The following is a 20,254-nucleotide window of genomic DNA, read 5'->3' on the forward strand; positions in this document are numbered from 1 at the left end:
ATAAAAGAATATTATTTGTTAAGAAAAATAAGATTGCTCAAATCGGAAGAAGATGATAGGATGTTAATAAGTAAGAAAGTTATTAAAATGCTTACTTTTCTGTTTTCCGTGCTAATGGAAATTGTCGAATAGTCCATTTTTATGTTTTCCATTTCAAAGAAAAATATGTGCGGATGAGGGCAAGGGGAGAGACTCCGATATCATTGGGGCGCCGAAGGAGCAAACGTAATGTGAATCTCTCAGGCAAAAAGACTCTTGTTTGACGCAGCTCTGGAGAGTGTTTGCATAAGCAAACCACCAAAGGGGAAAACCTTCAATTAGAAGGTAAACTTTCAGGTGCCAGGACAGAGACGACCTTAAACACGAAACCAAAGGGAATCGTGTTGGTTGCTTTGTTCTGGTTTTCTTTTTTCTCAAATGGAAACAATGAATTGAAGGTTCTCGTTTTAATCGTTGTATAGGAGGTTTCATTATGTGTACATTAAAGCGAACACCTCTTTTTGAGGTATATGCAAAATATGGTGCTAAAACAATTGACTTTGGTGGGTGGGAGTTGCCCGTTCAATTTTCTTCTATTAAAGAAGAACATGAAGCAGTTCGTACAAAAGCTGGATTATTTGACGTATCACATATGGGAGAAATCGAGGTTAAAGGAACAGATAGTTTGAATTTTTTGCAAAAAGTCCTGACAAATGATGTATCAAAAATAAAAGATGGTGGCGCTCAATATACAGCCATGTGTTACGAAAACGGCGGAACTGTTGATGATTTACTCGTCTACCGAAAAGGGGAAAATGACTATTTACTTGTCGTGAATGCTGCAAATATTGAAAAGGATTTTGATTGGTTAACATCACACCAGTTTGGGGATGTCAAGCTCGAAAATATATCTGATGAAACGGCTCAACTTGCATTACAAGGACCCCTAGCAGAAAAGGTTTTACAAAAGTTAACGACAACAGCACTTTCCGAGATCAAATTTTTTAAATTTCAAGACAATGTCGATCTAAAAGGAGTTAAAGCGTTAGTTTCTCGTACAGGATATACAGGGGAAGATGGATTTGAAATTTATTGTCCTTCAGAAGATGCTGTGATGTTATGGGATTTAATTTTAGCAGCAGGGAAAGAAGAAGGGGTCATCCCATGTGGATTAGGAGCTAGGGATACATTGCGCTTTGAAGCGACTTTGCCACTTTATGGTCAAGAATTATCAAAAGATATTACCCCAATTGAAGCTGGTATCGGATTTGCTGTCAAAACAGATAAAGAAGTAGAGTTTATTGGTCAAAAAGTGTTAAAAGAGCAAAAAGAAAAGGGAACTTTTAGAAAGCTAGTCGGCATTGAAATGATTGATAAAGGGATTCCGCGTCACGGTTATCCTGTTTATGTTGGAGAAGAGCTTGTTGGTGAAGTGACAACAGGTACGCAATCACCAACATTAAAGAAAAATATTGGATTAGTCTTAATGAAAAGAGAATATGCGGATATAGGTACTGAAGTAGAGGTTCAAGTACGTAAAAAGCGCCTGAAAGCCAAAGTGGTGAAAACACCTTTTTATAAACGTGAAAGAAACTAAAGGAAAAGAGGGTTAATGTTATGAAACATCGTTATTTACCCATGACAGAAGAAGATAAAAAGGCGATGCTGGAAGCAATCGGTGTGGAAAGCATAGACGACCTTTTTAAAGACATTCCAAAAGAGGTACGCTTTAAGCGTGAATACAATATCAAAAAGGCAAAATCTGAAACAGAATTATTGAAAGAGTTATCTATACTAGCTGCAAAAAATAAAGACTTTAAAACATATGTATCCTTTTTAGGAGCGGGTGTGTATGATCATTACATTCCTGTCATTGTTGATCATGTCATTTCTCGTTCTGAATTTTATACGGCCTATACACCTTATCAGCCAGAAATTTCTCAAGGTGAGCTTCAAGCCATTTTTGAGTTCCAAACAATGATTTGTGAATTGACAGGAATGGAGATTGCCAACTCCTCCATGTACGATGGTGGAACGGCACTTGCAGAAGCAGCAATGCTTGCAGCTGGGCAAACAAAAAAGAAGAAGGTGCTTGTATCAAAAGCTGTACACCCTGAATCTCGCGCTGTTCTTAAAACATATGCGAAAGGTCAAAACATTGAAGTATTTGAAATTCCGATCAAAGATGGTGTAACGGACATAGATGAATTAAAAAAACGAATGAATGAAGAGGTTGCTGCCGTTATCATTCAATATCCGAATTTCTTTGGGCAAATAGAGCCATTAAAGGATATTGAACCAATTGCTCACACTGGAAAAAGCATGTTTATCGTTTCAGCAAACCCACTGGCACTAGGAGTATTAACACCGCCTGGAGAGTTTGGAGCAGATATCGTCGTAGGGGATGCTCAACCATTTGGTATTCCAACGTCCTTTGGGGGGCCGCATTGTGGATATTTTGCCGTATCGAAAACATTGATGCGTAAAGTACCTGGGCGTTTAGTTGGGCAAACGACAGATGAGGATGGCCGCCGCGGTTTTGTTTTAACATTACAAGCTCGCGAGCAGCACATTCGTCGAGATAAAGCAACCTCTAACATTTGCTCTAATCAAGCATTAAATGCACTTGCTGCGTCTGTTTGTATGACTGCGTTAGGAAAAAAAGGTGTCAAAGAAATGGCTATCCAAAATATTCAAAAGGCTAACTACGCTAAGAAATTGATGATGGAAAATGGGATTGAAATCGCCTTTAATGGACCAAGCTTTAATGAATTTGTTGTTCGCTTTAATCAACCAATAAAAGAGATTAATCAAAAGCTTTTACAAAAAGGAATCATCGGTGGTTATGACTTAGGTCGTGATTACCCAGAACTTGAAAATCATATGTTAATCGCTGTTACAGAACTTAGAACAAAAGAAGAAATTGACACATTTATAAAAGAATTGGGGGATCACCATGCATAAACAAGATCAACCGTTAATTTTTGAATTAAGTAAACCTGGGCGTATTGGCTATAGCTTACCTGAACTCGACATCCCTGAAGCTTCTATTGAAAAGCTTATACCAAATGAATATATACGAGAAAAAGAGCCAGAGCTGCCTGAAGTATCTGAGTTAGATATTATGCGCCATTATACAGCATTATCAAAACGAAATCATGGGGTAGATTCAGGATTTTATCCATTAGGATCTTGCACGATGAAATACAATCCAAAAGTGAATGAAAATGTCGCCCGTATGCCTGGTTTTGCCCATATTCATCCACTGCAAGATGAAGAAACCGTGCAGGGCGCAATGGAGCTTATGTATGATTTACAGGAGCATTTGAAGGAAATTACGGGGATGGATGAAGTAACATTGCAGCCGGCTGCTGGTGCCCACGGTGAGTGGACGGGATTAATGATGATCCGTGCTTTTCATGAAGCAAACGGAGATACAAAACGGACAAAAGTGATTGTACCAGACTCAGCTCACGGAACAAATCCGGCATCTGCCACAGTAGCTGGTTTTGAAACCATAACGGTAAAATCTGATGAGAATGGTCTTGTTGATTTAGAAGATTTAAAGCGTGTTGTTGGTGATGATACAGCGGCATTAATGCTCACAAATCCAAATACACTCGGATTGTTTGAAGAAAATATTTTAGAAATGGCGCAAATTGTTCACGAAGCAGGCGGCAAGCTTTATTACGATGGAGCGAATTTGAATGCCGTTTTAAGTAAAGCTCGCCCAGGTGATATGGGGTTTGATGTTGTACATTTAAACCTTCATAAAACCTTTACAGGCCCGCACGGCGGGGGAGGACCAGGATCCGGACCTGTTGGGGTAAAAGCCGATTTAATTCCGTTTTTGCCAAAACCAGTACTCATAAAGAGAAACGATCGTTTTATCTTCGATTATGACCGTCCACAGTCAATCGGTCGCGTCAAACCGTTTTATGGAAACTTCGGCATTAATGTTCGTGCCTATACGTATATTCGGACAATGGGACCTGAAGGCTTAACAGCGGTTACGGAGTATGCGGTGTTAAATGCGAATTATTTGATGAGAAAGCTTGCTCCATATTTCGATTTACCATATGATCGTCATTGTAAGCATGAATTCGTGTTATCTGGTAAACGTCAGAAAAAACTTGGTGTTCGAACGTTGGATATTGCGAAGCGGCTGCTCGATTTCGGATATCATCCACCTACCATTTACTTCCCGTTAAATGTAGAAGAATGTATGATGATTGAACCGACTGAAACGGAATCGAAAGAAACGTTAGATGCATTTATAAATGCCATGATTCAAATTGCGAAAGAAGCAGAAGAAAATCCAGAAATTGTCCAAGAAGCACCTCATACAACTGTTGTCAAGCGACTAGATGAAACAACAGCTGCTAGAAAGCCGATATTAAGATATCAACAAGAAATATAAATCAATGAAAGAGGCTGTCCCAATAGCGTCTGACCTCTTGTTTGGAGTCGGACACTGGACAGCCAAACTTATTTTCCAACCTTAATTTTTCCAGTCCACTTTTTAAATCCACCTTTTAAATTGTAAATATCATTGTAGCCTTTTCTTTTTAATAGTTGGGCGGCGCGTCCACTTCGAACACTATTTTGACAATATAAATAAACTGGCTTATCTGGACGAATTTCTTTATAACGATGACGTAATTGTGATAGAGGAATATTTCTCGCTCCTAATATGTGGCCTCCTTCAAATTCATTCGGTTCACGAACATCTATTAATTGAGCTTTTCTGTAGCCAGCTTTAAACTCTTCTTCTGATAATGTTTTCATGATCCTACGCTGATAAAAGTATATCACTACGGAATAAACGATAACTGCTCCGAGAATGATGAGAATCCACTCCATGCCATTTGCACTCCTTTTATGAATGATGTATGTCTATATGGATAAAGAATGTTTAAAACGATAATTAGACAAATTCTATTATAATAAAGGTATTTCTAAATGTCATTCCTTTTAGCGATTGAATCATTTGCAAACTTTTTTGTTTTTGATAGACTAAATATCGTACAACATCATTAAAGAGGGTTTTTATTATGATAAAAGAAGTTTGGAATTTTATTGATTCTGGATTTTGTTCACCTAGCTTTAATATGGCACTTGATGAAGCGTTATTAGAATGGCATAGTGAAGGAAAAATAGAACCGACCATTCGTTTTTACGGTTGGAATCCACCAACCTTATCAGTCGGTTATTTCCAAAAAATAGAAAAAGAAATCGACTTAGAAGCCGTAAAAAAAGCTGGTTTAGGCTTTGTTCGCCGTCCAACTGGTGGACGCGGCGTCCTTCATGATCAAGAGTTAACATACAGTGTCATTGTTTCAGAAAAACATCCGAAAATGCCAATGTCTGTGACAGAAGCGTACCGCGTCATTTCAGAGGGAATATTGGAAGGATTTCGTTTTCTCGGTCTTGATGCTTATTTTGCGATACCTAAAACGGAGGCAGAAAAAGAAGACATTAAAAATCCACGATCATCGGTTTGTTTTGACTCCCCTTCTTGGTATGAATTAGTTGTAGAAGGTCGCAAAGTCGCAGGTAGTGCTCAAACACGGCAAAAAGGGGTGATCCTCCAGCACGGTTCAATTTTGCTAGAACTAGATGAAGATTTATTATTTAGCTTGTTTAAATATCCGAATGATCGTGTGAAAGAAAGGCTTAAACGTAATTTTAAAAATAAAGCGGTGGCAATAAATGAGCTCAAAACACCCCCTGTTTCGTTTGCGGAAGCTTGGGAAGCTTTTCGAAAGGGATTTGAAAAGGGATTAAATATTTCGCTTAAGCCATATTCATTGTCAGATGAACAGCTGGCTTATGTTGAAAAGCTTGCGAAAGAAAAATATGAATCCGATCAATGGAATTTCAAAAGATAAGCGGCATCCGTGGTCGCTTATTCTTTTTGGGTTCGGCTTATTTCTTAAAAATTATAGCTTTTCGACTGTTAAGCAAGCGATACGCTTGCTATGTCACGCTTATAGCGTGTGTTGAAAAGCAACAAAGTTTACGAAAACATCCTTGGGTTTTTAAGAAGTTTTTTTTTGCCCAAATACAATCGATCCATTGAAACATATGGATTTACGTATATTTTCATAATGACAAGCTTTGAATTTGTTGAAAATGGTCATTTATTGAACTTTTTCCTTGGTATTTCTTCATTTTCCATTCATTTTTATTAAGTTATTGATTTGACTTTTTTGAAGAACTCGACCTAAAATACAAAATATTGTAGAACGTTTGTTCTATCATACTATATATAGTTGAATTTCTGTCATCAATATGATAATTTATATCAAGTACATAACATTTAAGGGAGTTGAAGAAATGACTGTTGGGCTAAATGAGCAATTAAAAATTGACGTGGACAAGTTGAATAAAGATATTAGCATATTTCCTCAAGTACATCCGATAACGGAGGATATGCATATTACCCATAAAGGTGTATCTCGACTTGTCATGCTGGATCGTTATGCCTTTAAAGATACGGAAAAAATTACATTAACTGAGGGAGACTTTGTCGTTTTAACAATTAAAGAAGATCCAAAATTTCCAGCACGTGGTTTAGGATATATTTTAGAAATCGATTGGGAAAGCAAAAAAGCAAAAGTGCAAGTAGAGGAAGAGTTTCGTCATACGCTAGATCATCCAGAGGAAGCTGAGTCTGGCATTATTGTTCGCTCATTAGATGTCATTGAAAAACCGCTAGAAATTTACTATGAACAAATTGCCAAGCGAAATGCAACAGGATTGTCTGCCGTTGAAAAAACAGAGGAGAAGCGGCAGGAATGGTTTGAAAAATTTTATGAAGAATTAGTCAAATTAAACTTTATTCCTGCTGGCCGTGTCCTTTATGGTGCTGGATCCGGGACAGACGTTACGTATTTTAATTGTTATGTCATGCCGTTTATAAAAGATTCACGAGAAGGAATTTCTGAACACCGTAAACAGGTCATGGAAATTATGAGCCGTGGCGGAGGTGTAGGAACAAATGGTTCGACACTACGACCACGTAACACTCTTGCTCGTGGTGTGAATGGTAAATCCTCTGGTTCCGTTTCTTGGTTAGATGATATTGCCAAGCTCACCCATCTTGTTGAACAAGGTGGTTCACGCCGTGGAGCGCAAATGATTATGTTAGCAGATTGGCATCCTGACATCATTGAGTTTATCGTTTCTAAGATGCAAAATCCGCGTATTCTTCGTTATTTAATTGAAAATACAAATGACGAAGGAATAAAGAAAGCTGCTGAAGATAAATTAAAGTTTAAGCCGCTTTCCGAGCAAGAGCGTGAAATGTATCAAGGGATTGTGAACTTTAAAAACGTACCAGGTCGAGGAGGCTTTTCTGAAAAAATTATTAAAGATGCTGAATTAAAGCTTCGTTTAGGCGGCACATATACTGTTCATAATCCTGACTTTTTAACTGGTGCGAACATCTCTGTTTGCATCACAAACGAATTTATGCAAGCAGTGGAAGAAGATGCGGAGTACGAATTGCGCTTTCCTGACGTAGAAAGCTATGATGAAGAGGAAATGAAAATTTATAACGAAAAGTGGCATGAAGTCGGAGATGTCCGCGAATGGGAAAAAATGGGATATAAAGTGCGCACATATCGCAAAATAAAAGCGAGAGAATTATGGAACTTAATTAACATTTGTGCAACTTATTCGGCAGAACCTGGAATCTTCTTCATCGATAATGCAAATGAGATGACAAACGCAAAAGCATATGGACAAAAAGTCGTTGCCACAAACCCTTGTGGTGAACAGCCGCTTGCACCTTATAGTGTATGTAATTTAGCAGCAGTCAATCTTGCTCAAATGGCGGATAAGAAAAATAAAACGGTTGATTTTGATCAATTAAAGCGCACGGTTGAAGTCGGAGTGAGAATGCAAGATAATGTCATTGACTCCACACCTTATTTCTTAGAGGAAAATAAAAAACAGGCACTTGGAGAAAGACGCATCGGCTTAGGGGTAATGGGCTTGCACGATTTATTAATTTATTGTGAAACAGAATACGGCTCTGAAGAAGGTAATAAACTTGTTGATAAAATTTTTGAAACGATTGCCACGACGGCTTATAGAGCTTCTATTGAGTTAGCAAAAGAAAAAGGTAGCTTCCCGTTTTTAGTTGGGGAAACGGAAGAAGAAACGAAACGTTTACGTGAGGCATTTATTCATACAGGTTATATGAAGAAAATGCCAGAAGACATTCGTGAAGGTATCAAAAAATATGGTATTCGCAACTCCCATTTATTAACAGTTGCTCCAACAGGTAGTACGGGTACAATGGTAGGAGTGTCAACTGGTCTCGAACCATATTTCTCTTTCTCTTACTTCAGAAGTGGACGTCTCGGAAAATTCATTGAAGTGAAAGCAGATATCGTTCAGGAGTATTTAAATGAACATCCGGAAGCTGATCCAAATAATTTGCCACATTGGTTTGTATCTGCAATGGATTTAACACCAGAAGCACATGCAGATGTACAATGTGTGATTCAACGTTGGATTGACAGCTCCATTAGCAAGACTGTAAATGCACCAAAAGGATATACAGTAGACCAAGTAAAGAAAGTATATGAACGTCTGTATAAAGGTGGGGCAAAAGGCGGCACCGTTTATGTAGACGGTAGTCGTGATACACAAGTATTAAGTTTAAAGGCGGAAGAAAACACGTTTGAAGACGATCACCAAGTCGAAATGAAAGATAATAAAGGGAAAGTTGTTTTAATGAATACCGTTCAAGATCTCCGTTCCACAGATGTAACATTTGGAAATGAAATTGGGAATACATGCCCTGTATGCCGCGAGGGTACAGTAGAAGAAATTGGTGGATGTAACACTTGTACAAATTGTGGCGCACAACTAAAATGTGGTTTATAGCAAATGATTAGGGCTGAAGCTTGTTCAGCCCTAATTTTTTCTTCAGACTTGTTCTTGGGATACCTTGCTATTTTAATAAAACTAGTGTAAACTTGTAATGATTTTCTAAATCGAACGTTTGATTGTAAGTATTGGAGGAAGCTACATGCCAACACCAAGCATGGAAGATTATATCGAACAAATTTATTTATTAATAGAAGAAAAAGGGTATGCGCGTGTTTCAGATATAGCTGAAGCTTTGTCTGTTCATCCTTCTTCTGTTACGAAAATGGTGCAAAAGCTTGATAAAGATGAGTATTTAATTTATGAAAAATATCGTGGACTCGTTTTAACCTCTAAAGGAAAAAAAATAGGGAAACGACTCGTATATCGCCATGAACTGCTCGAACAGTTTATGCGGATCATTGGTGTTGATGAAAATAATATATACAATGATGTTGAAGGAATTGAACATCACTTAAGCTGGAATGCGATTGATCGAATCGGTGATTTAGTTCAATATTTTGAAGAAGATAAAGATCGCATCGAAATGTTACGGCAAGTACAGCGTCGCAATGAAATAGAAAATGGATAAAAACAGTACACGAAGATTCGTACTGTTTTTTTATTTGGCAAAAAATTATATCATGGCAGCAGCAGCCAATTTTATTGGCATCGTTAGGCTATGGTTTTAATCCGCTTAAAAAACTCGGCAAACACCGAGCTTTCTTTATTTAACAAGGGAAATGAAAAATGGTCTAAAGGAAGGAGGAAACTCTTACAATAGATAAAAAGATGGAAAGAAAAGGGGAGAAGTGATGTATATCGATGGTGTTTTTTCAGGTGGTGGTATAAAAGGATTTGCCTTAATAGGAGCTTATCAAGCGATTGAAGAACAGGGCATTCGTTTTGTCCGAGTAGCAGGAACAAGCGCCGGCTCCATTCTTGCCGCTTTTATTGCAGCAGGATATACAAGCAATGAAGTTTTCAATATCATGGAATCGATCGATTTAAAATTTTTTTTAGATGAAAGAAAAACGTTGATCCCTTCCAAGATCATGAAGTGGTTAACAATCTATTGGAAAATGGGTTTGTATAAAGGGGAGAATTTAGAAAATTGGCTGCACGAAAAATTAAAGGCAAAAGGGGTTACGACTTTTGCTGATTTAAAAAAAGGGGCTTTACGTGTAATCGCCTCTGATTTAACATATGGAAAAATGATTGTTTTACCCGATGATCTCGCTATTTATGACATAAACCCTGAAAATTTTTCTGTGGCGAGAGCAGTGAGAATGAGTTGTAGTTTGCCATACTTTTTTGAGCCTGTCCGCTTAAAAAGTAAAGGTGGAATTAGTATGGTCGTTGACGGTGGTGTTTTAAGTAATTTTCCAATTTGGTTATTTGACCAAACCCCAAAAAAAAGACCTGTCCTCGGAGTGAAACTCAGCGCTAGAGAAGAGGAGAGGCCAAAACATAAGATTTCAAATGCTTTTGAAATGTTTGGTGCTTTATTTGAAACGATGAAAGATGCGCATGATGCTCGGCACATTGCCACGAAGCATGAACGGAACATCGTTTTCATTCCAGTTGAAAATGCCCTTTCAACCGAATTTCATTTGACGGAAGAAAAAAAGAAAGAGCTCATCCAGCTAGGAAAAAGTAGAACAGAACAATTTTTTCGTAGGTGGTCCTATTGATGTTAAAATAGTGTCCCATTTTTCTTTTTATTTTTTTTGCCTTCAATAACGGTAAGATGGGAGTGATCTCTTTTCTTTTTCAAAATGGCAGATTTTGAAGTCTTTCCGTATTGCTTTCCTTTTTTTAATGGATTTGAAGCTGCTCGATTTTTATATCTTCGTTTGGACTTCTTGGCCGCTTTCAAAAAAGCAGAATATTCACTATTCATTCGATTTCTTGTAGCGATTCGATAGATGAAGATAATAACCCCAAGAACTATTGCCCAGATGATGAATTCTTTTATGAGCTCCATTGGCTGAACGATTAACTGATAGGCAAAGCCTAAAATGGCAATAGAAAGGATTAAGTAGAAAATCGGATGAATACGATAACGGTTCATCAAAGTCCACCTCCCGTATATCGTTATACAATAGCTTATTAAAAAACAACAGATAAGTTGCGGATTCTCCTTACACAATCTGTTCTGTATTTTTGTTTTTTTCCTCTAAATGTAACAGTTTATGAAAACTGGCGATAGCAACTTCAATTTGATCGTCTGTCGGCTCTTTAGTTGTTAACAGCTGCAGCCATAAACCTGGATAACCAAGATATTTAAATAGTGGTTTATGACGAAGCTTGTTTGTTAATTGCAGCACTTCAAAAGAAACCCCAAGAACTACTGGTATGAGGGCTAAACGATTCAAAATTCTCAAGTACAATGGTTCTGTAGGTACAAGCATGTAAATAAAGACCCCAACAATAACGGTAAATAATATAAAGCTAGAGCCGCAACGATAATGTAATCTTGACTGCTGCCGAACATGTTCAATAGTTAAAGGCACATTATTTTCATAGGCATTAATGACTTTATGTTCAGCGCCATGATACTGAAAAACTCGTTTAATTAAAGGTGTTAACGAGATCATATAAATGTACCCTAATAACAAAATTAGTTTAAAAAAACTTTCCAACAATATTTGGCCAATATCACTTGAAATAATCGGAAGAAATAAAGCAGCTAAAAAAACTGGAATAAGCGTAAAAATAAATTTCCCAAAAATAAACGATAAAACACCTACAGCGGCAACCCCTAAAACCATCGATAGTCTAGACTCTTTTTGATCAGCGATGTTATCGTCATCTTTCGGATCAACATCGTACCGTTCGGAAGAGAATTGAAGATGTTTTGAACCGTTTGCACTAGCTTCAATAATGGCCATAACTCCACGAATAAAGGGGATTTTTTTTAACTTAGCAATGGTAGGATTTTGTTTTCGGGGTGTATGAAAAAAATCAATAGATTGATCTTGTCGACGAATCGCCGTGACGTAATGATTCTTTCCTCCGAACATTACCCCTTCTATAACAGCCTGCCCACCATAAGTAATCTTTTTCTCTGTTGTCATGTACATCAACCTACCTATCCCAATATAAGTATATGTTTATCATGGCATTTTCTTTATGTTATTTATTCTACATAAAAGCTCTGAAAACCTCTAGATTGATGTGTTCTTCATACTAGAATTAAGGAAATTCACGTTTTTATCACTATACCCTAAGTCGTTTATGTTTAATCAACCAAAATAAAGAAAATATAAAAAATACGCGGATTGACTGAAACATCAATTTTGATGGAAATGGACATAATATAAGTGGAGGTGATGAACATGACCGATCTGCAGAATGTTGAAAAAGCTCGTGAGGAAGGAAAAGAAAATCAAAAACTAGAACAAAATCAAAAAGAACCACCGATGTCTATTTTTGCAAAAGTGATGTTGATAGGTTTTGTTGGTGGAGTTTTTTGGAGTTTTATCGGTTATATAGCCTACATATTTCATTTTACGAAAATTAGTCCTAATCTCATTTTAACACCATTTGCTGTCGGAGACTGGAAATACGATACAATTGGAAATGTTATTGGGATATTGCTAAATGGCCTTATGTCGATTCTTGTAGCCCTTTTGTATTATGTAACTTTAAAAAAATTTTTGTCATTGTGGTCAGGTATCTTGTTTGGTGTTGTTCTGTGGGTATTCGTTTTTTATGTGTTAACACCGATATTTCCAAATTTAGACTCTTTTACAAAATTGGATGTCAATACAAATGTTACATCCATATGTATGTTTATTTTATTTGGTGTGTTTGTTGGATACTCCATTTCCTTTGAACATAACGAATTAACTGTCAAGAAACAATAAGGATGTTTTGTTTTATAAGGTTATGGTAGAATGTTCTTTGATTGAACATTCTTTTTTCGTTTCCTATATATCAATTCTCTATAAAAGTTTTATTATTATACAAATGGAAGAAGATAGAATCTATTAGGAAAGGTGTCAAAAATGGTGAAAATTCTTGTGCTGAATGGTCCGAATTTAAATCGACTTGGTGTTCGCGAACCGGCAGTATATGGGAAGAAAACGTTAAAAGATTTAGAAGAAGATTTATGCCAATTTTCAAAAAACGAAAAGGTTCAGTTTTCCTTTTTTCAATCGAACCATGAAGGGGATGTAATTGATGCCATTCACGATGCTGAAGAACGTTTTGATGGCATTATTTTAAATCCTGGTGCTTTTACACATTATAGTTATGCCATACGGGATGCGATTAGTAGTGTCTCGATTCCAGTCGTAGAAGTTCACATTTCAAATGTCCATAATCGAGAGTCATTTCGACATCATTCTGTAACAGCACCTGCAACGATCGGTCAAATCGTAGGATTTGGCTTTTATGGATATCAACTAGCTGCACAAGCATTAATCCATCATATAAGGGGGAATGAAGGTGAAATTACAGAAAATTAGAGAACGTCTTGAAGAACTTGGAATTGATGGCCTGTTAATCACCAATTCCTACAATAGACGTTACATGACAGGGTTTACAGGAACGGCTGGTGTGGCGTTAATAGCTAAGAGTCATTCTGTCTTTATTACCGATTTTCGTTACGTCAAACAGGCAGAGGAACAAGTAAAAGGCTTTGAAATAGTAGAGCATAAAGGAATGATCGCTCACGAAGTGGCAATCCAAGCTAATAAAATTGGTATAAAAAAGCTTGGATTTGAAGAGAGGGACATGACCTATTCCGATTATAAGATTTACGAAAAAGTTTTAGAAAATATACAGCTTGTGCCTGTTTCCAATGCAGTTGAAAAGTTACGCTTGATTAAGACGAACGAAGAGATTAAGATATTAAAGGAAGCAGCTGAAATTGCCGATGCAGCTTTTTCTCATATATTAAATTTTATCCGTCCAGGGCTCAAAGAGATTGAAGTAGCTAATGAACTCGAATTATATATGCGTAAACATGGTGCTAGTTCATCCTCTTTTGACATCATTGTTGCATCAGGATACCGCTCCGCATTGCCGCACGGTGTTGCCAGCGAAAAAGTCATTGAAAAAGGAGAGCTTGTTACCTTGGACTTTGGAGCGTATTATAAAGGATATTGCTCCGATATTACTCGAACAATTGCTGTCGGTGAACCTGATCAAGAACTGAAAAAGATTTATCAAATTGTATTAGAAGCACAGCTTTGTGGAATGAAAAACATCAAGCCAGGAATGACTGGAAGACAAGCAGATCAACTGACTAGAGAATACATAACGGAAAAGGGATATGGTGACTATTTCGGACATTCAACAGGGCATGGAATTGGCTTAGAAGTACATGAAGGCCCAACATTATCTGTTCGTTCTGATATTGTTTTAGAACCTGGAATGGTTGTGACGGTCGAACCGGGAATTTATCTACCTGGAAAAGGTGGCGTACGAATAGAGGATGACACAGTATTAACAGCTACAGGAAATGAATCACTTACTCATTCATCGAAGGAATTAATCATTTTATAACTAAACGGACATGAGTCGTATGGACGATACGATGTAGACAGTTGTGCTTCGTACTTATAAAATCTATTATAGGAGGATATTTTATGATTTCTGTTAACGATTTTCGAACTGGTTTAACCATTGAAGTCGATGGTGGAATTTGGAGAGTACTGGATTTTCAACACGTAAAACCAGGAAAAGGAGCTGCTTTTGTCCGTTCAAAATTACGTAACTTGCGTACAGGAGCGATCCAAGAGAAAACGTTCCGTGCTGGTGAAAAAGTAGCTCGTGCGCAAATCGACACACGTAAAATGCAATATTTATACGCAAATGGTGACCAGCATGTATTTATGGATACAGAAACATATGAGCAAATTGAACTAAGCAGCTCCCAAATCGAACATGAATTAAAATTTTTAAAGGAAAACATGGAAGTACATATAATGATGTTCCAAGGTGAAACGATCGGTATTGATTTACCAAATACTGTTGAGTTAACGGTAACTGAAACAGAACCTGGCATTAAAGGAGATACAGCATCTGGTGGTTCTAAACCAGCTACGTTAGAAACAGGTCTTGTTGTTCAAGTGCCATTCTTCGTGAATGAAGGAGATGTTTTAGTTATTAATACTGCCGACGGAACATATGTATCTCGTGCTTAATTGCAAAACCCCTAAATAAGGGGTTTTTATTTTTGGCTCTTTTCTAAAAGATTGTTGCTTTACCATAGCTTTTCGACTGTCCAAGCAAGCGACACCTTTTTTCTTTTTTGCACTTTTCGATATACATAAAATGGCAATATCACATAAACAGAAAAACCAACTAACCACTGTAATCCCTCATAAATATGTATAAACAAATATCCCCACCCCCATTATTTAGTATACTTTAAAGTTTTAATTTCTTTACATGTTTTATGTTCGTTGCTCATACATTTTACTAAAGTAAAGACAATGAAGGAGGTCCCAAATTGAATAAATTGGATCCAGCAGTTTTCTCTATGGCGGGACTTCGTTTTCTTTCCTCTATGATAGAGCTTATTGCGGCTATTCTTATACTATTGACGAACAACGTGAAAAAGGCGGTCGCAATAAATTCAATTTTAGCGATGATCGGACCGTTTATTTTTATCATTACGATGACAATTGGTGTTTTTCAACTAGCTGATCAATTATCCTATTCAAAACTAGTTTTGATCTTTATTGGAGTGTGTTTTATTTTATTTGGCATTTTCAAATAAAGAATGGTCATATTGTGTCCAAGCTAGCATACATTGGAAGTAACAATTCATGTCAAGAGGGGGGGAGAATGTTGGACGAAATATTCTTTTTTTTACCTGACGTTGTGAAAGAGGAAATTCAATGTCTTCCTTCCTTTTTTTTAGAAGAATTAGAGGAAATCCGTATACGGGTTTTAAAACCGGTTGAATTGATCGCAAAAGGAAGTCCTAAATTTCTTTCTTATCGAACGACATATGAAGATTGCTTAACGATCTTAAATAAAATGAGCCAATATTCTATTTATACATTGGAGGAAGAGTTAAAGCGCGGCTATATAACGATATCCGGAGGACATCGTATTGGTCTTGCCGGCAAAGTGATTACAGAAAGCGGGAAAGTGAAAATCATCCGCAATGTGACTTCATTTAATATTCGAATTGCCAGAGAAAAAATAGGAAGCGCCAACCCCTATCTACCATTTGTATATCAAAATCGCTGGTTAAATACATTAATTTTTGGGCCTCCACAAACAGGGAAAACAACTTTATTGCGAGATTTTGCACGATTAATTAGTACTGGTACGAAAAACATTCCCGCACAAAAAGTGGGAATTGTTGATGAAAGATCTGAAATTGCTGGAAGTGTGAAGGGTATCCCGCAACATCATTTTGGAATACGTGTTGATGTTTTGGATGGATGTCCAAAAGCGGAAGGAATGATGATGATGATTCGTTCCATGAGCCCGAATGTCATTGTTGCTGATGAAATCGGAAGACGAGAAGATGTTGATGCATTAATGGAAGCCATCCATTCTGGTGTACAAATATTTGTGACGGCCCATGGAGAATGCCTTGAAGATCTATTATTACGGCCAACTCTAAGCGATTTATTCAAAGAACAAATTTTTGATCGTTACATACAACTTTCATGTCAAAATGGACCTGGTACCATTTTGAAAATATTTGATCAAAACAGACAAGATCTTTATTTAAAAGCGAGTGTGAAACCATCATGATCAAACTTATGGGTGCAACATGCATATTGCTCGCAACAACTTGGATAGGATTTGAGGCGTCAAAACATTTAAGTGAACGAACGAAACAGCTGCGACAATTGAAAGTAGCACTCTCTGCCTTAGAAGCAGAAATAATGTATGGACATACTCCATTAAAAGATGCTTCAGAACATATTTCGAATCAAATATCCAAACCATTATCGTGGTTGTTTAAATATTTTTCACAAAAACTAGCAGAAGGGAAAATGAGTGTGAAAGAAGCTTGGGAAGCCAGCTTACAAGATGTATGGAGGCTAACGGCATTAAAGCAGGGTGAATTAGAAATTTTAAAGCAATTTGGGGAAACGCTTGGTCAGCACGATCTTATTTCTCAGCAAAAACATATTCGATTAGCTCTACTACATTTAGAACGTGAAGAACAAGAGGCGTTTGACGTACAGCGTCGGTATGAAAAAATGGTGAAAAGTTTAGGGTTTTTATCAGGATTGCTCATTGTGATTTTATTGATGTAGCTATAGAAGCTAGGGGGATCCAAATATGGGTGTTGATGTCAATACAATTTTTCAAATTGCAGGAATAGGTATTATCGTTGCATTTCTTCATACCATATTAGACCAAATGGGGAAAAAAGAATACGCTCAATGGGTCACACTCCTTGGATTTATATATATCTTATTTATGGTAGCTACGATTGTTGATGATTTATTCCAAAAAATAAAATCCGTTTTTCTTTTCCAGGGATGAAGGAGGTGGCAATACAATCGATATAATTATTCAAATTGTCTCACTAGGTATGATTGCCACCTTTCTTGCCTTAATCGTAGATGAGCAAAAGCCGACATTTGCCGTCTTGCTCGTAGTATTTGTAGGCTGTGTCATTTTTCTTTTATTAATGGACCGCATTACAGGCATAATTCGGATGATTGAAACAGTTGCTCAAAATGCTAGTGTGAATCTTATGTATGTAGAGACCATTTTGAAAATTATTGGTATAGCTTATATTGCAGAATTCGGTGCTCAAATAGCTAAAGATGCAGGACAAGGAGCGATTGCCTCTAAAATTGAACTTAGCGGAAAAATTTTAATCTTAACATTAGCAATCCCAATCATATCTGTTATTATACAAACCATTATTGCCCTTATACCAAAAGCGTAAAGAATGAAGGGGGAGGAGAGTGAAAAAGTCATTCCTATTAACAGTATTGATTTCGTTGATTGTCCTTTTTTTTATTCCAATTTTTGTACAAGCCTCAATTCAGCAGACAAATGGCTCAATGGAGCAAAAAGAAAAGTTGGAACAACAATACATTCAAGATCAAATTGAAAATTTAGGTTTAGAAGAAATGACAAAATTTTGGGATCAAATTTTGACAGAGTATGGTGGTTTTCTGCCAGAAAGCCAAAAAGGCTCACTCTACCAATTTATTAAAGGAGAAAAAGAATTTTCACTAACCGAGTGGTTTCAAAGTTTAGTTAAGTTTTTGTTTTACGAGATTTTAACGAATGGGAAACTTTTAGGAACACTCATACTTTTAACAGTTTTTAGCACGCTTCTTGAACATTTGCAAAATGCTTTTGAACAAAAAACAGTTAGCAAGGTCGCCTATATGATTGTGTATATGGTATTAATCATTATTGCCCTAAATAGTTTTCATATAGCCATATCTTATACGAAAGAAGCTATACAAGGAATGACCAATTTGATGCTCTCATTGATTCCTCTTTTACTAGCAATGATGGCTTCTTCCGGTGGCCTCGTTTCTGCTGCATTTTTTCATCCAGTGATTATCTTCTTAATGAACACAAGTGGATTATTAATTGAAAAAATTGTTCTTCCATTGCTATTTCTTTCAGCCCTACTCTATCTTGTCAGCACACTTTCAGAACATTATAAAGTTACCCAGCTTGCTCAATTGTTAAAAAATATAAGTATTGGTTTATTAGGCAGCTTTTTAACAGTATTCTTAGGAGTTTTATCGGTTCAAGGGGCGTCTGCGGCTGTAACAGATGGCCTAACTTTACGAACAGCTAAATTTGTCACTGGCAATTTCGTTCCAGTTTTAGGGAAAATGTTTACGGATGCTGCCGACACTGTGATTAGTGCTTCGTTACTATTAAAAAATACGGTTGGGTTAATTGGAGTAGCTCTTGTATTGATGATTTCTTTATTTCCAGCCATTAAAGTTTTGGCATTAGCCTTTATTTACAAGCTTTCCGCCGCTATTTTACAACCGCTAGGCGGAGGGCTAGTAATCGAATGTTTGGACATTATTAGTAAATGTGTCGTTTATATTTTTGCAGCACTCGCCATCGTATCATTAATGTTCTTTTTAAGCCTCACCGTTATCATAGCGGCTGGCAATGTCACGATGATGGTCAGGTAGGTGATTAAAAGGTGTCGTTTTTAACGGATTGGATTACAAATATTATCTTATTTATTTTACTAGCACTTATCGTAGATATGTTGTTACCTAATTCGTCAATGCAAAAATATGCAAAGCTCGTGATTAGCCTCCTCCTAGTTGTTGTGATCATTACACCTATATTTAAAATATTTTCAATTGACACCCATGAGCTATTTGCCGAAATGAACAATCCTTTATTCGTTCACGATGAACAAATAAAAAATGAAATGGAATTAAAGAAAAATGATATACAAGCTAAAGAACGTGCATATATTTTAGAACAAATGGCTGTCCAAATGAAATTATTTGCGGAAGAGGAGCTGATGGAGAGGTATGGAATAAAAATTGAAAATATCCTTCTTTCCACGAACCCCAATCAACAACAAATTTATTCGGAAAAAGATATCGATGAGGTAATCGTTACGCTTGCTGAATCAAATTCAGACACAGCTATTGAAACGATTCAACCAATCGAAATTAAACCTTTTGCCACAGAACGAGACGAAAATCAACACATGGCACTCGAATCAGAAATTATAGAACAACTAGCTCTAACATGGGGAATACCAACGCATAAAATCACCGTTCGAATGGAAGGAGGGGAGGATCGATAATGGGAGATAAAAAAAGTTTATTTGCACGAATCATGGATTTACTTCCAGGTGGTCATAAAAAGCCTTCGACTTATCAATATGTACTGATTGTCATGTTTATTGGGATTGCCTTTATGTTAATAAGTAACCTTTTTTCTAGCAGTCAAAAGGAAACGTATGAAGGAATGAACAACCTCCATGAAAATGAAGCCAAGAAAGCTTTTAAACAATTAGATGAAAAAAATTCTGCCATCGAGACGATTGAGAAAGAATATGAAAAACAATTAAAAGAAGCTCTAGAAAGCATTGTTGGTGTTGATGACGTTACGGTCGTTGTTAATGTAGACTCAACGTCTGAAAAGGTACTTGAAAAAAATAGGACGATGCAAAGCCAAACAACGGAGGAAAAAGACTTAAAAGGTGGCACTCGTGAAGTACATGATCAATCTGTAGATGAACAAATTGTTTTGATCAGGCAAGGAGATCAAGAGTCCCCGATTGTCATTAAGACCGAGAAGCCTGAAATCCGGGGAGTCTTAGTTGTAGCTAAAGGTGCTGAAAATATTCAAATCAAAAAAATGATCGTAGAAGCGGTTACGAGGGTATTGGATGTGAAAAGCCACCGTGTAGCCGTATTACCTAAAAAAACAAAGGAGGAATAAT

General features: G+C 36.8%; 23 protein-coding genes and 1 riboswitch. Of the genes, 19 read left to right on the forward strand and 4 right to left on the reverse strand.

Going from position 1 to position 20,254, the window contains the following annotated elements:
- Positions 1–173: 173 nt before the first annotated feature.
- A riboswitch (glycine riboswitch) is annotated at positions 174–265 on the forward strand.
- 207 nt (positions 266–472) lie between these two features.
- The 3 genes from gcvT to gcvPB are packed head-to-tail and all read left to right on the forward strand — an operon-like array spanning position 473 to position 4,399.
- Positions 473–1,576 (forward strand): glycine cleavage system aminomethyltransferase GcvT, encoded by a 1,104-nt coding sequence (gene gcvT / locus J2S06_RS02215; RefSeq protein WP_044896052.1) that lies wholly within the window; start codon positions 473–475, stop codon positions 1,574–1,576.
- Between the two features lie 20 nt (positions 1,577–1,596).
- Positions 1,597–2,943 (forward strand): aminomethyl-transferring glycine dehydrogenase subunit GcvPA, encoded by a 1,347-nt coding sequence (gene gcvPA / locus J2S06_RS02220; RefSeq protein WP_419151152.1) that lies wholly within the window; start codon positions 1,597–1,599, stop codon positions 2,941–2,943.
- Positions 2,936–4,399, forward strand: coding sequence for an aminomethyl-transferring glycine dehydrogenase subunit GcvPB (gene gcvPB, locus J2S06_RS02225; RefSeq protein ID WP_044896054.1), 1,464 nt, complete (start codon positions 2,936–2,938; stop codon positions 4,397–4,399). Before gcvPA ends, gcvPB begins: the two co-directional genes overlap by 8 nt.
- 68 nt (positions 4,400–4,467) lie before the next feature.
- Here gcvPB and J2S06_RS02230 read toward each other — a convergent pair whose 3' ends face one another.
- Positions 4,468–4,842, reverse strand: coding sequence for a rhodanese-like domain-containing protein (locus J2S06_RS02230; RefSeq protein WP_419151153.1), 375 nt, complete (start codon positions 4,840–4,842; stop codon positions 4,468–4,470).
- A gap of 191 nt (positions 4,843–5,033) precedes the next feature.
- Between J2S06_RS02230 and J2S06_RS02235 the strand changes: the two genes are divergently transcribed.
- The 4 genes from J2S06_RS02235 (at position 5,034) to J2S06_RS02250 (ending at position 10,556) form a co-directional block, all read left to right on the forward strand.
- Entirely contained in the window at positions 5,034–5,870 is an 837-nt protein-coding gene (locus tag J2S06_RS02235; protein ID WP_419151154.1) for a lipoate--protein ligase family protein, read from the forward strand.
- Between the two features lie 448 nt (positions 5,871–6,318).
- Entirely contained in the window at positions 6,319–8,880 is a 2,562-nt protein-coding gene (locus J2S06_RS02240) for a vitamin B12-dependent ribonucleotide reductase (RefSeq protein ID WP_419151155.1), read from the forward strand.
- A 145-nt stretch (positions 8,881–9,025) separates the two neighbouring features.
- Positions 9,026–9,454, forward strand: coding sequence for a transcriptional regulator MntR (gene mntR / locus J2S06_RS02245; protein ID WP_044896058.1), 429 nt, complete (start codon positions 9,026–9,028; stop codon positions 9,452–9,454).
- Between the two features lie 223 nt (positions 9,455–9,677).
- Positions 9,678–10,556: a patatin-like phospholipase family protein gene (locus tag J2S06_RS02250; RefSeq protein ID WP_419151156.1), complete on the forward strand. Its 879-nt coding sequence runs from the start codon at positions 9,678–9,680 to the stop codon at positions 10,554–10,556.
- A 2-nt stretch (positions 10,557–10,558) separates the two neighbouring features.
- Here the strand turns inward: J2S06_RS02250 and J2S06_RS02255 are convergent, their stop codons facing one another.
- Both J2S06_RS02255 and J2S06_RS02260 read right to left on the reverse strand, forming a co-directional pair.
- Positions 10,559–10,936, reverse strand: a complete 378-nt coding sequence (locus tag J2S06_RS02255) for an SA1362 family protein (RefSeq protein WP_419151157.1) — start codon at positions 10,934–10,936, stop codon at positions 10,559–10,561.
- 70 nt (positions 10,937–11,006) lie between these two features.
- A complete protein-coding gene (locus J2S06_RS02260; protein ID WP_419151158.1) occupies positions 11,007–11,942 on the reverse strand; it encodes a DUF1385 domain-containing protein in 936 nt (311 codons plus the stop codon).
- A gap of 261 nt (positions 11,943–12,203) precedes the next feature.
- Here J2S06_RS02260 and J2S06_RS02265 point away from each other — a divergent pair, with 261 nt between their 5' ends.
- The 4 genes from J2S06_RS02265 to efp all read left to right on the forward strand — a co-directional run bounded on the left by J2S06_RS02265 (position 12,204) and on the right by efp (position 15,020).
- Positions 12,204–12,734 carry a YqhR family membrane protein gene (locus J2S06_RS02265; protein WP_419151159.1) on the forward strand — a complete coding sequence of 177 codons (531 nt, stop codon included), beginning with the start codon at positions 12,204–12,206 and terminating at the stop codon, positions 12,732–12,734.
- 141 nt (positions 12,735–12,875) lie between these two features.
- Entirely contained in the window at positions 12,876–13,337 is a 462-nt protein-coding gene (aroQ, locus tag J2S06_RS02270) for a type II 3-dehydroquinate dehydratase (protein ID WP_044896373.1), read from the forward strand.
- Complete coding sequence (locus J2S06_RS02275; RefSeq protein ID WP_044896374.1) at positions 13,312–14,379, forward strand: M24 family metallopeptidase; 1,068 nt, start codon at positions 13,312–13,314, stop codon at positions 14,377–14,379. Before aroQ ends, J2S06_RS02275 begins: the two co-directional genes overlap by 26 nt.
- 83 nt (positions 14,380–14,462) lie before the next feature.
- Positions 14,463–15,020 carry an elongation factor P gene (gene efp / locus J2S06_RS02280; protein WP_044896375.1) on the forward strand — a complete coding sequence of 186 codons (558 nt, stop codon included), beginning with the start codon at positions 14,463–14,465 and terminating at the stop codon, positions 15,018–15,020.
- 59 nt (positions 15,021–15,079) lie between these two features.
- On the opposite strand, the gene J2S06_RS02285 is transcribed toward efp, so the two are convergent.
- Positions 15,080–15,217: a hypothetical protein gene (locus J2S06_RS02285; RefSeq protein WP_419151160.1), complete on the reverse strand. Its 138-nt coding sequence runs from the start codon at positions 15,215–15,217 to the stop codon at positions 15,080–15,082.
- A gap of 111 nt (positions 15,218–15,328) precedes the next feature.
- Here J2S06_RS02285 and J2S06_RS02290 point away from each other — a divergent pair, with 111 nt between their 5' ends.
- From J2S06_RS02290 to spoIIIAG, 8 genes are all read left to right on the forward strand, one after another.
- Positions 15,329–15,598 carry a YqhV family protein gene (locus J2S06_RS02290; protein WP_407638530.1) on the forward strand — a complete coding sequence of 90 codons (270 nt, stop codon included), beginning with the start codon at positions 15,329–15,331 and terminating at the stop codon, positions 15,596–15,598.
- 71 nt (positions 15,599–15,669) lie between these two features.
- Complete coding sequence (spoIIIAA, locus tag J2S06_RS02295; protein ID WP_419151161.1) at positions 15,670–16,593, forward strand: stage III sporulation protein AA; 924 nt, start codon at positions 15,670–15,672, stop codon at positions 16,591–16,593.
- On the forward strand, positions 16,590–17,105 hold the full coding sequence (gene spoIIIAB / locus J2S06_RS02300) for a stage III sporulation protein SpoIIIAB (RefSeq protein ID WP_044896376.1): 516 nt from the start codon (positions 16,590–16,592) through the stop codon (positions 17,103–17,105). The genes spoIIIAA and spoIIIAB overlap by 4 nt, the downstream gene beginning before the upstream one ends.
- 25 nt (positions 17,106–17,130) lie before the next feature.
- The gene (gene spoIIIAC / locus J2S06_RS02305) at positions 17,131–17,337 is read left to right on the forward strand and encodes a stage III sporulation protein AC (protein WP_044896377.1); all 207 of its coding nucleotides are present in this window, start codon (positions 17,131–17,133) and stop codon (positions 17,335–17,337) included.
- A 16-nt stretch (positions 17,338–17,353) separates the two neighbouring features.
- Positions 17,354–17,749, forward strand: a complete 396-nt coding sequence (gene spoIIIAD / locus J2S06_RS02310; RefSeq protein ID WP_419151446.1) for a stage III sporulation protein AD — start codon at positions 17,354–17,356, stop codon at positions 17,747–17,749.
- Positions 17,750–17,768: 19 nt separating this feature from the next.
- Complete coding sequence (spoIIIAE, locus tag J2S06_RS02315; protein WP_044896379.1) at positions 17,769–18,977, forward strand: stage III sporulation protein AE; 1,209 nt, start codon at positions 17,769–17,771, stop codon at positions 18,975–18,977.
- A gap of 11 nt (positions 18,978–18,988) precedes the next feature.
- Positions 18,989–19,612, forward strand: a complete 624-nt coding sequence (spoIIIAF, locus tag J2S06_RS02320; protein WP_419151162.1) for a stage III sporulation protein AF — start codon at positions 18,989–18,991, stop codon at positions 19,610–19,612.
- Positions 19,612–20,253, forward strand: coding sequence for a stage III sporulation protein AG (gene spoIIIAG, locus J2S06_RS02325; protein WP_419151163.1), 642 nt, complete (start codon positions 19,612–19,614; stop codon positions 20,251–20,253). Before spoIIIAF ends, spoIIIAG begins: the two co-directional genes overlap by 1 nt.
- The last annotated feature ends 1 nt before the right edge of the window (position 20,254 follow it).

Origin of the sequence: Bacillus alveayuensis, assembly GCA_030812955.1 — a bacterium.
In the GTDB taxonomy this organism is placed as follows: Bacteria; Bacillota; Bacilli; order Bacillales; family Aeribacillaceae; genus Bacillus_CB; species Bacillus_CB alveayuensis.

Coding starts and splice junctions, on each gene's coding strand:
- spoIIIAB (WP_044896376.1), top strand. CDS start 16,590: ATGATCAAACTTATGGGTGCAACATGCATATTGCTCGCAACAACTTGG.
- gcvPA (WP_419151152.1), top strand. CDS start 1,597: ATGAAACATCGTTATTTACCCATGACAGAAGAAGATAAAAAGGCGATG.
- gcvPB (WP_044896054.1), top strand. CDS start 2,936: ATGCATAAACAAGATCAACCGTTAATTTTTGAATTAAGTAAACCTGGG.
- J2S06_RS02260 (WP_419151158.1), bottom strand. CDS start 11,942: ATGACAACAGAGAAAAAGATTACTTATGGTGGGCAGGCTGTTATAGAA.
- spoIIIAG (WP_419151163.1), top strand. CDS start 19,612: ATGGGAGATAAAAAAAGTTTATTTGCACGAATCATGGATTTACTTCCA.
- mntR (WP_044896058.1), top strand. CDS start 9,026: ATGCCAACACCAAGCATGGAAGATTATATCGAACAAATTTATTTATTA.
- efp (WP_044896375.1), top strand. CDS start 14,463: ATGATTTCTGTTAACGATTTTCGAACTGGTTTAACCATTGAAGTCGAT.
- spoIIIAC (WP_044896377.1), top strand. CDS start 17,131: ATGGGTGTTGATGTCAATACAATTTTTCAAATTGCAGGAATAGGTATT.
- gcvT (WP_044896052.1), top strand. CDS start 473: ATGTGTACATTAAAGCGAACACCTCTTTTTGAGGTATATGCAAAATAT.
- J2S06_RS02230 (WP_419151153.1), bottom strand. CDS start 4,842: ATGGAGTGGATTCTCATCATTCTCGGAGCAGTTATCGTTTATTCCGTA.
- aroQ (WP_044896373.1), top strand. CDS start 12,876: ATGGTGAAAATTCTTGTGCTGAATGGTCCGAATTTAAATCGACTTGGT.
- J2S06_RS02275 (WP_044896374.1), top strand. CDS start 13,312: ATGAAGGTGAAATTACAGAAAATTAGAGAACGTCTTGAAGAACTTGGA.
- J2S06_RS02265 (WP_419151159.1), top strand. CDS start 12,204: ATGACCGATCTGCAGAATGTTGAAAAAGCTCGTGAGGAAGGAAAAGAA.
- J2S06_RS02250 (WP_419151156.1), top strand. CDS start 9,678: ATGTATATCGATGGTGTTTTTTCAGGTGGTGGTATAAAAGGATTTGCC.
- J2S06_RS02255 (WP_419151157.1), bottom strand. CDS start 10,936: ATGAACCGTTATCGTATTCATCCGATTTTCTACTTAATCCTTTCTATT.
- J2S06_RS02235 (WP_419151154.1), top strand. CDS start 5,034: ATGATAAAAGAAGTTTGGAATTTTATTGATTCTGGATTTTGTTCACCT.
- J2S06_RS02240 (WP_419151155.1), top strand. CDS start 6,319: ATGACTGTTGGGCTAAATGAGCAATTAAAAATTGACGTGGACAAGTTG.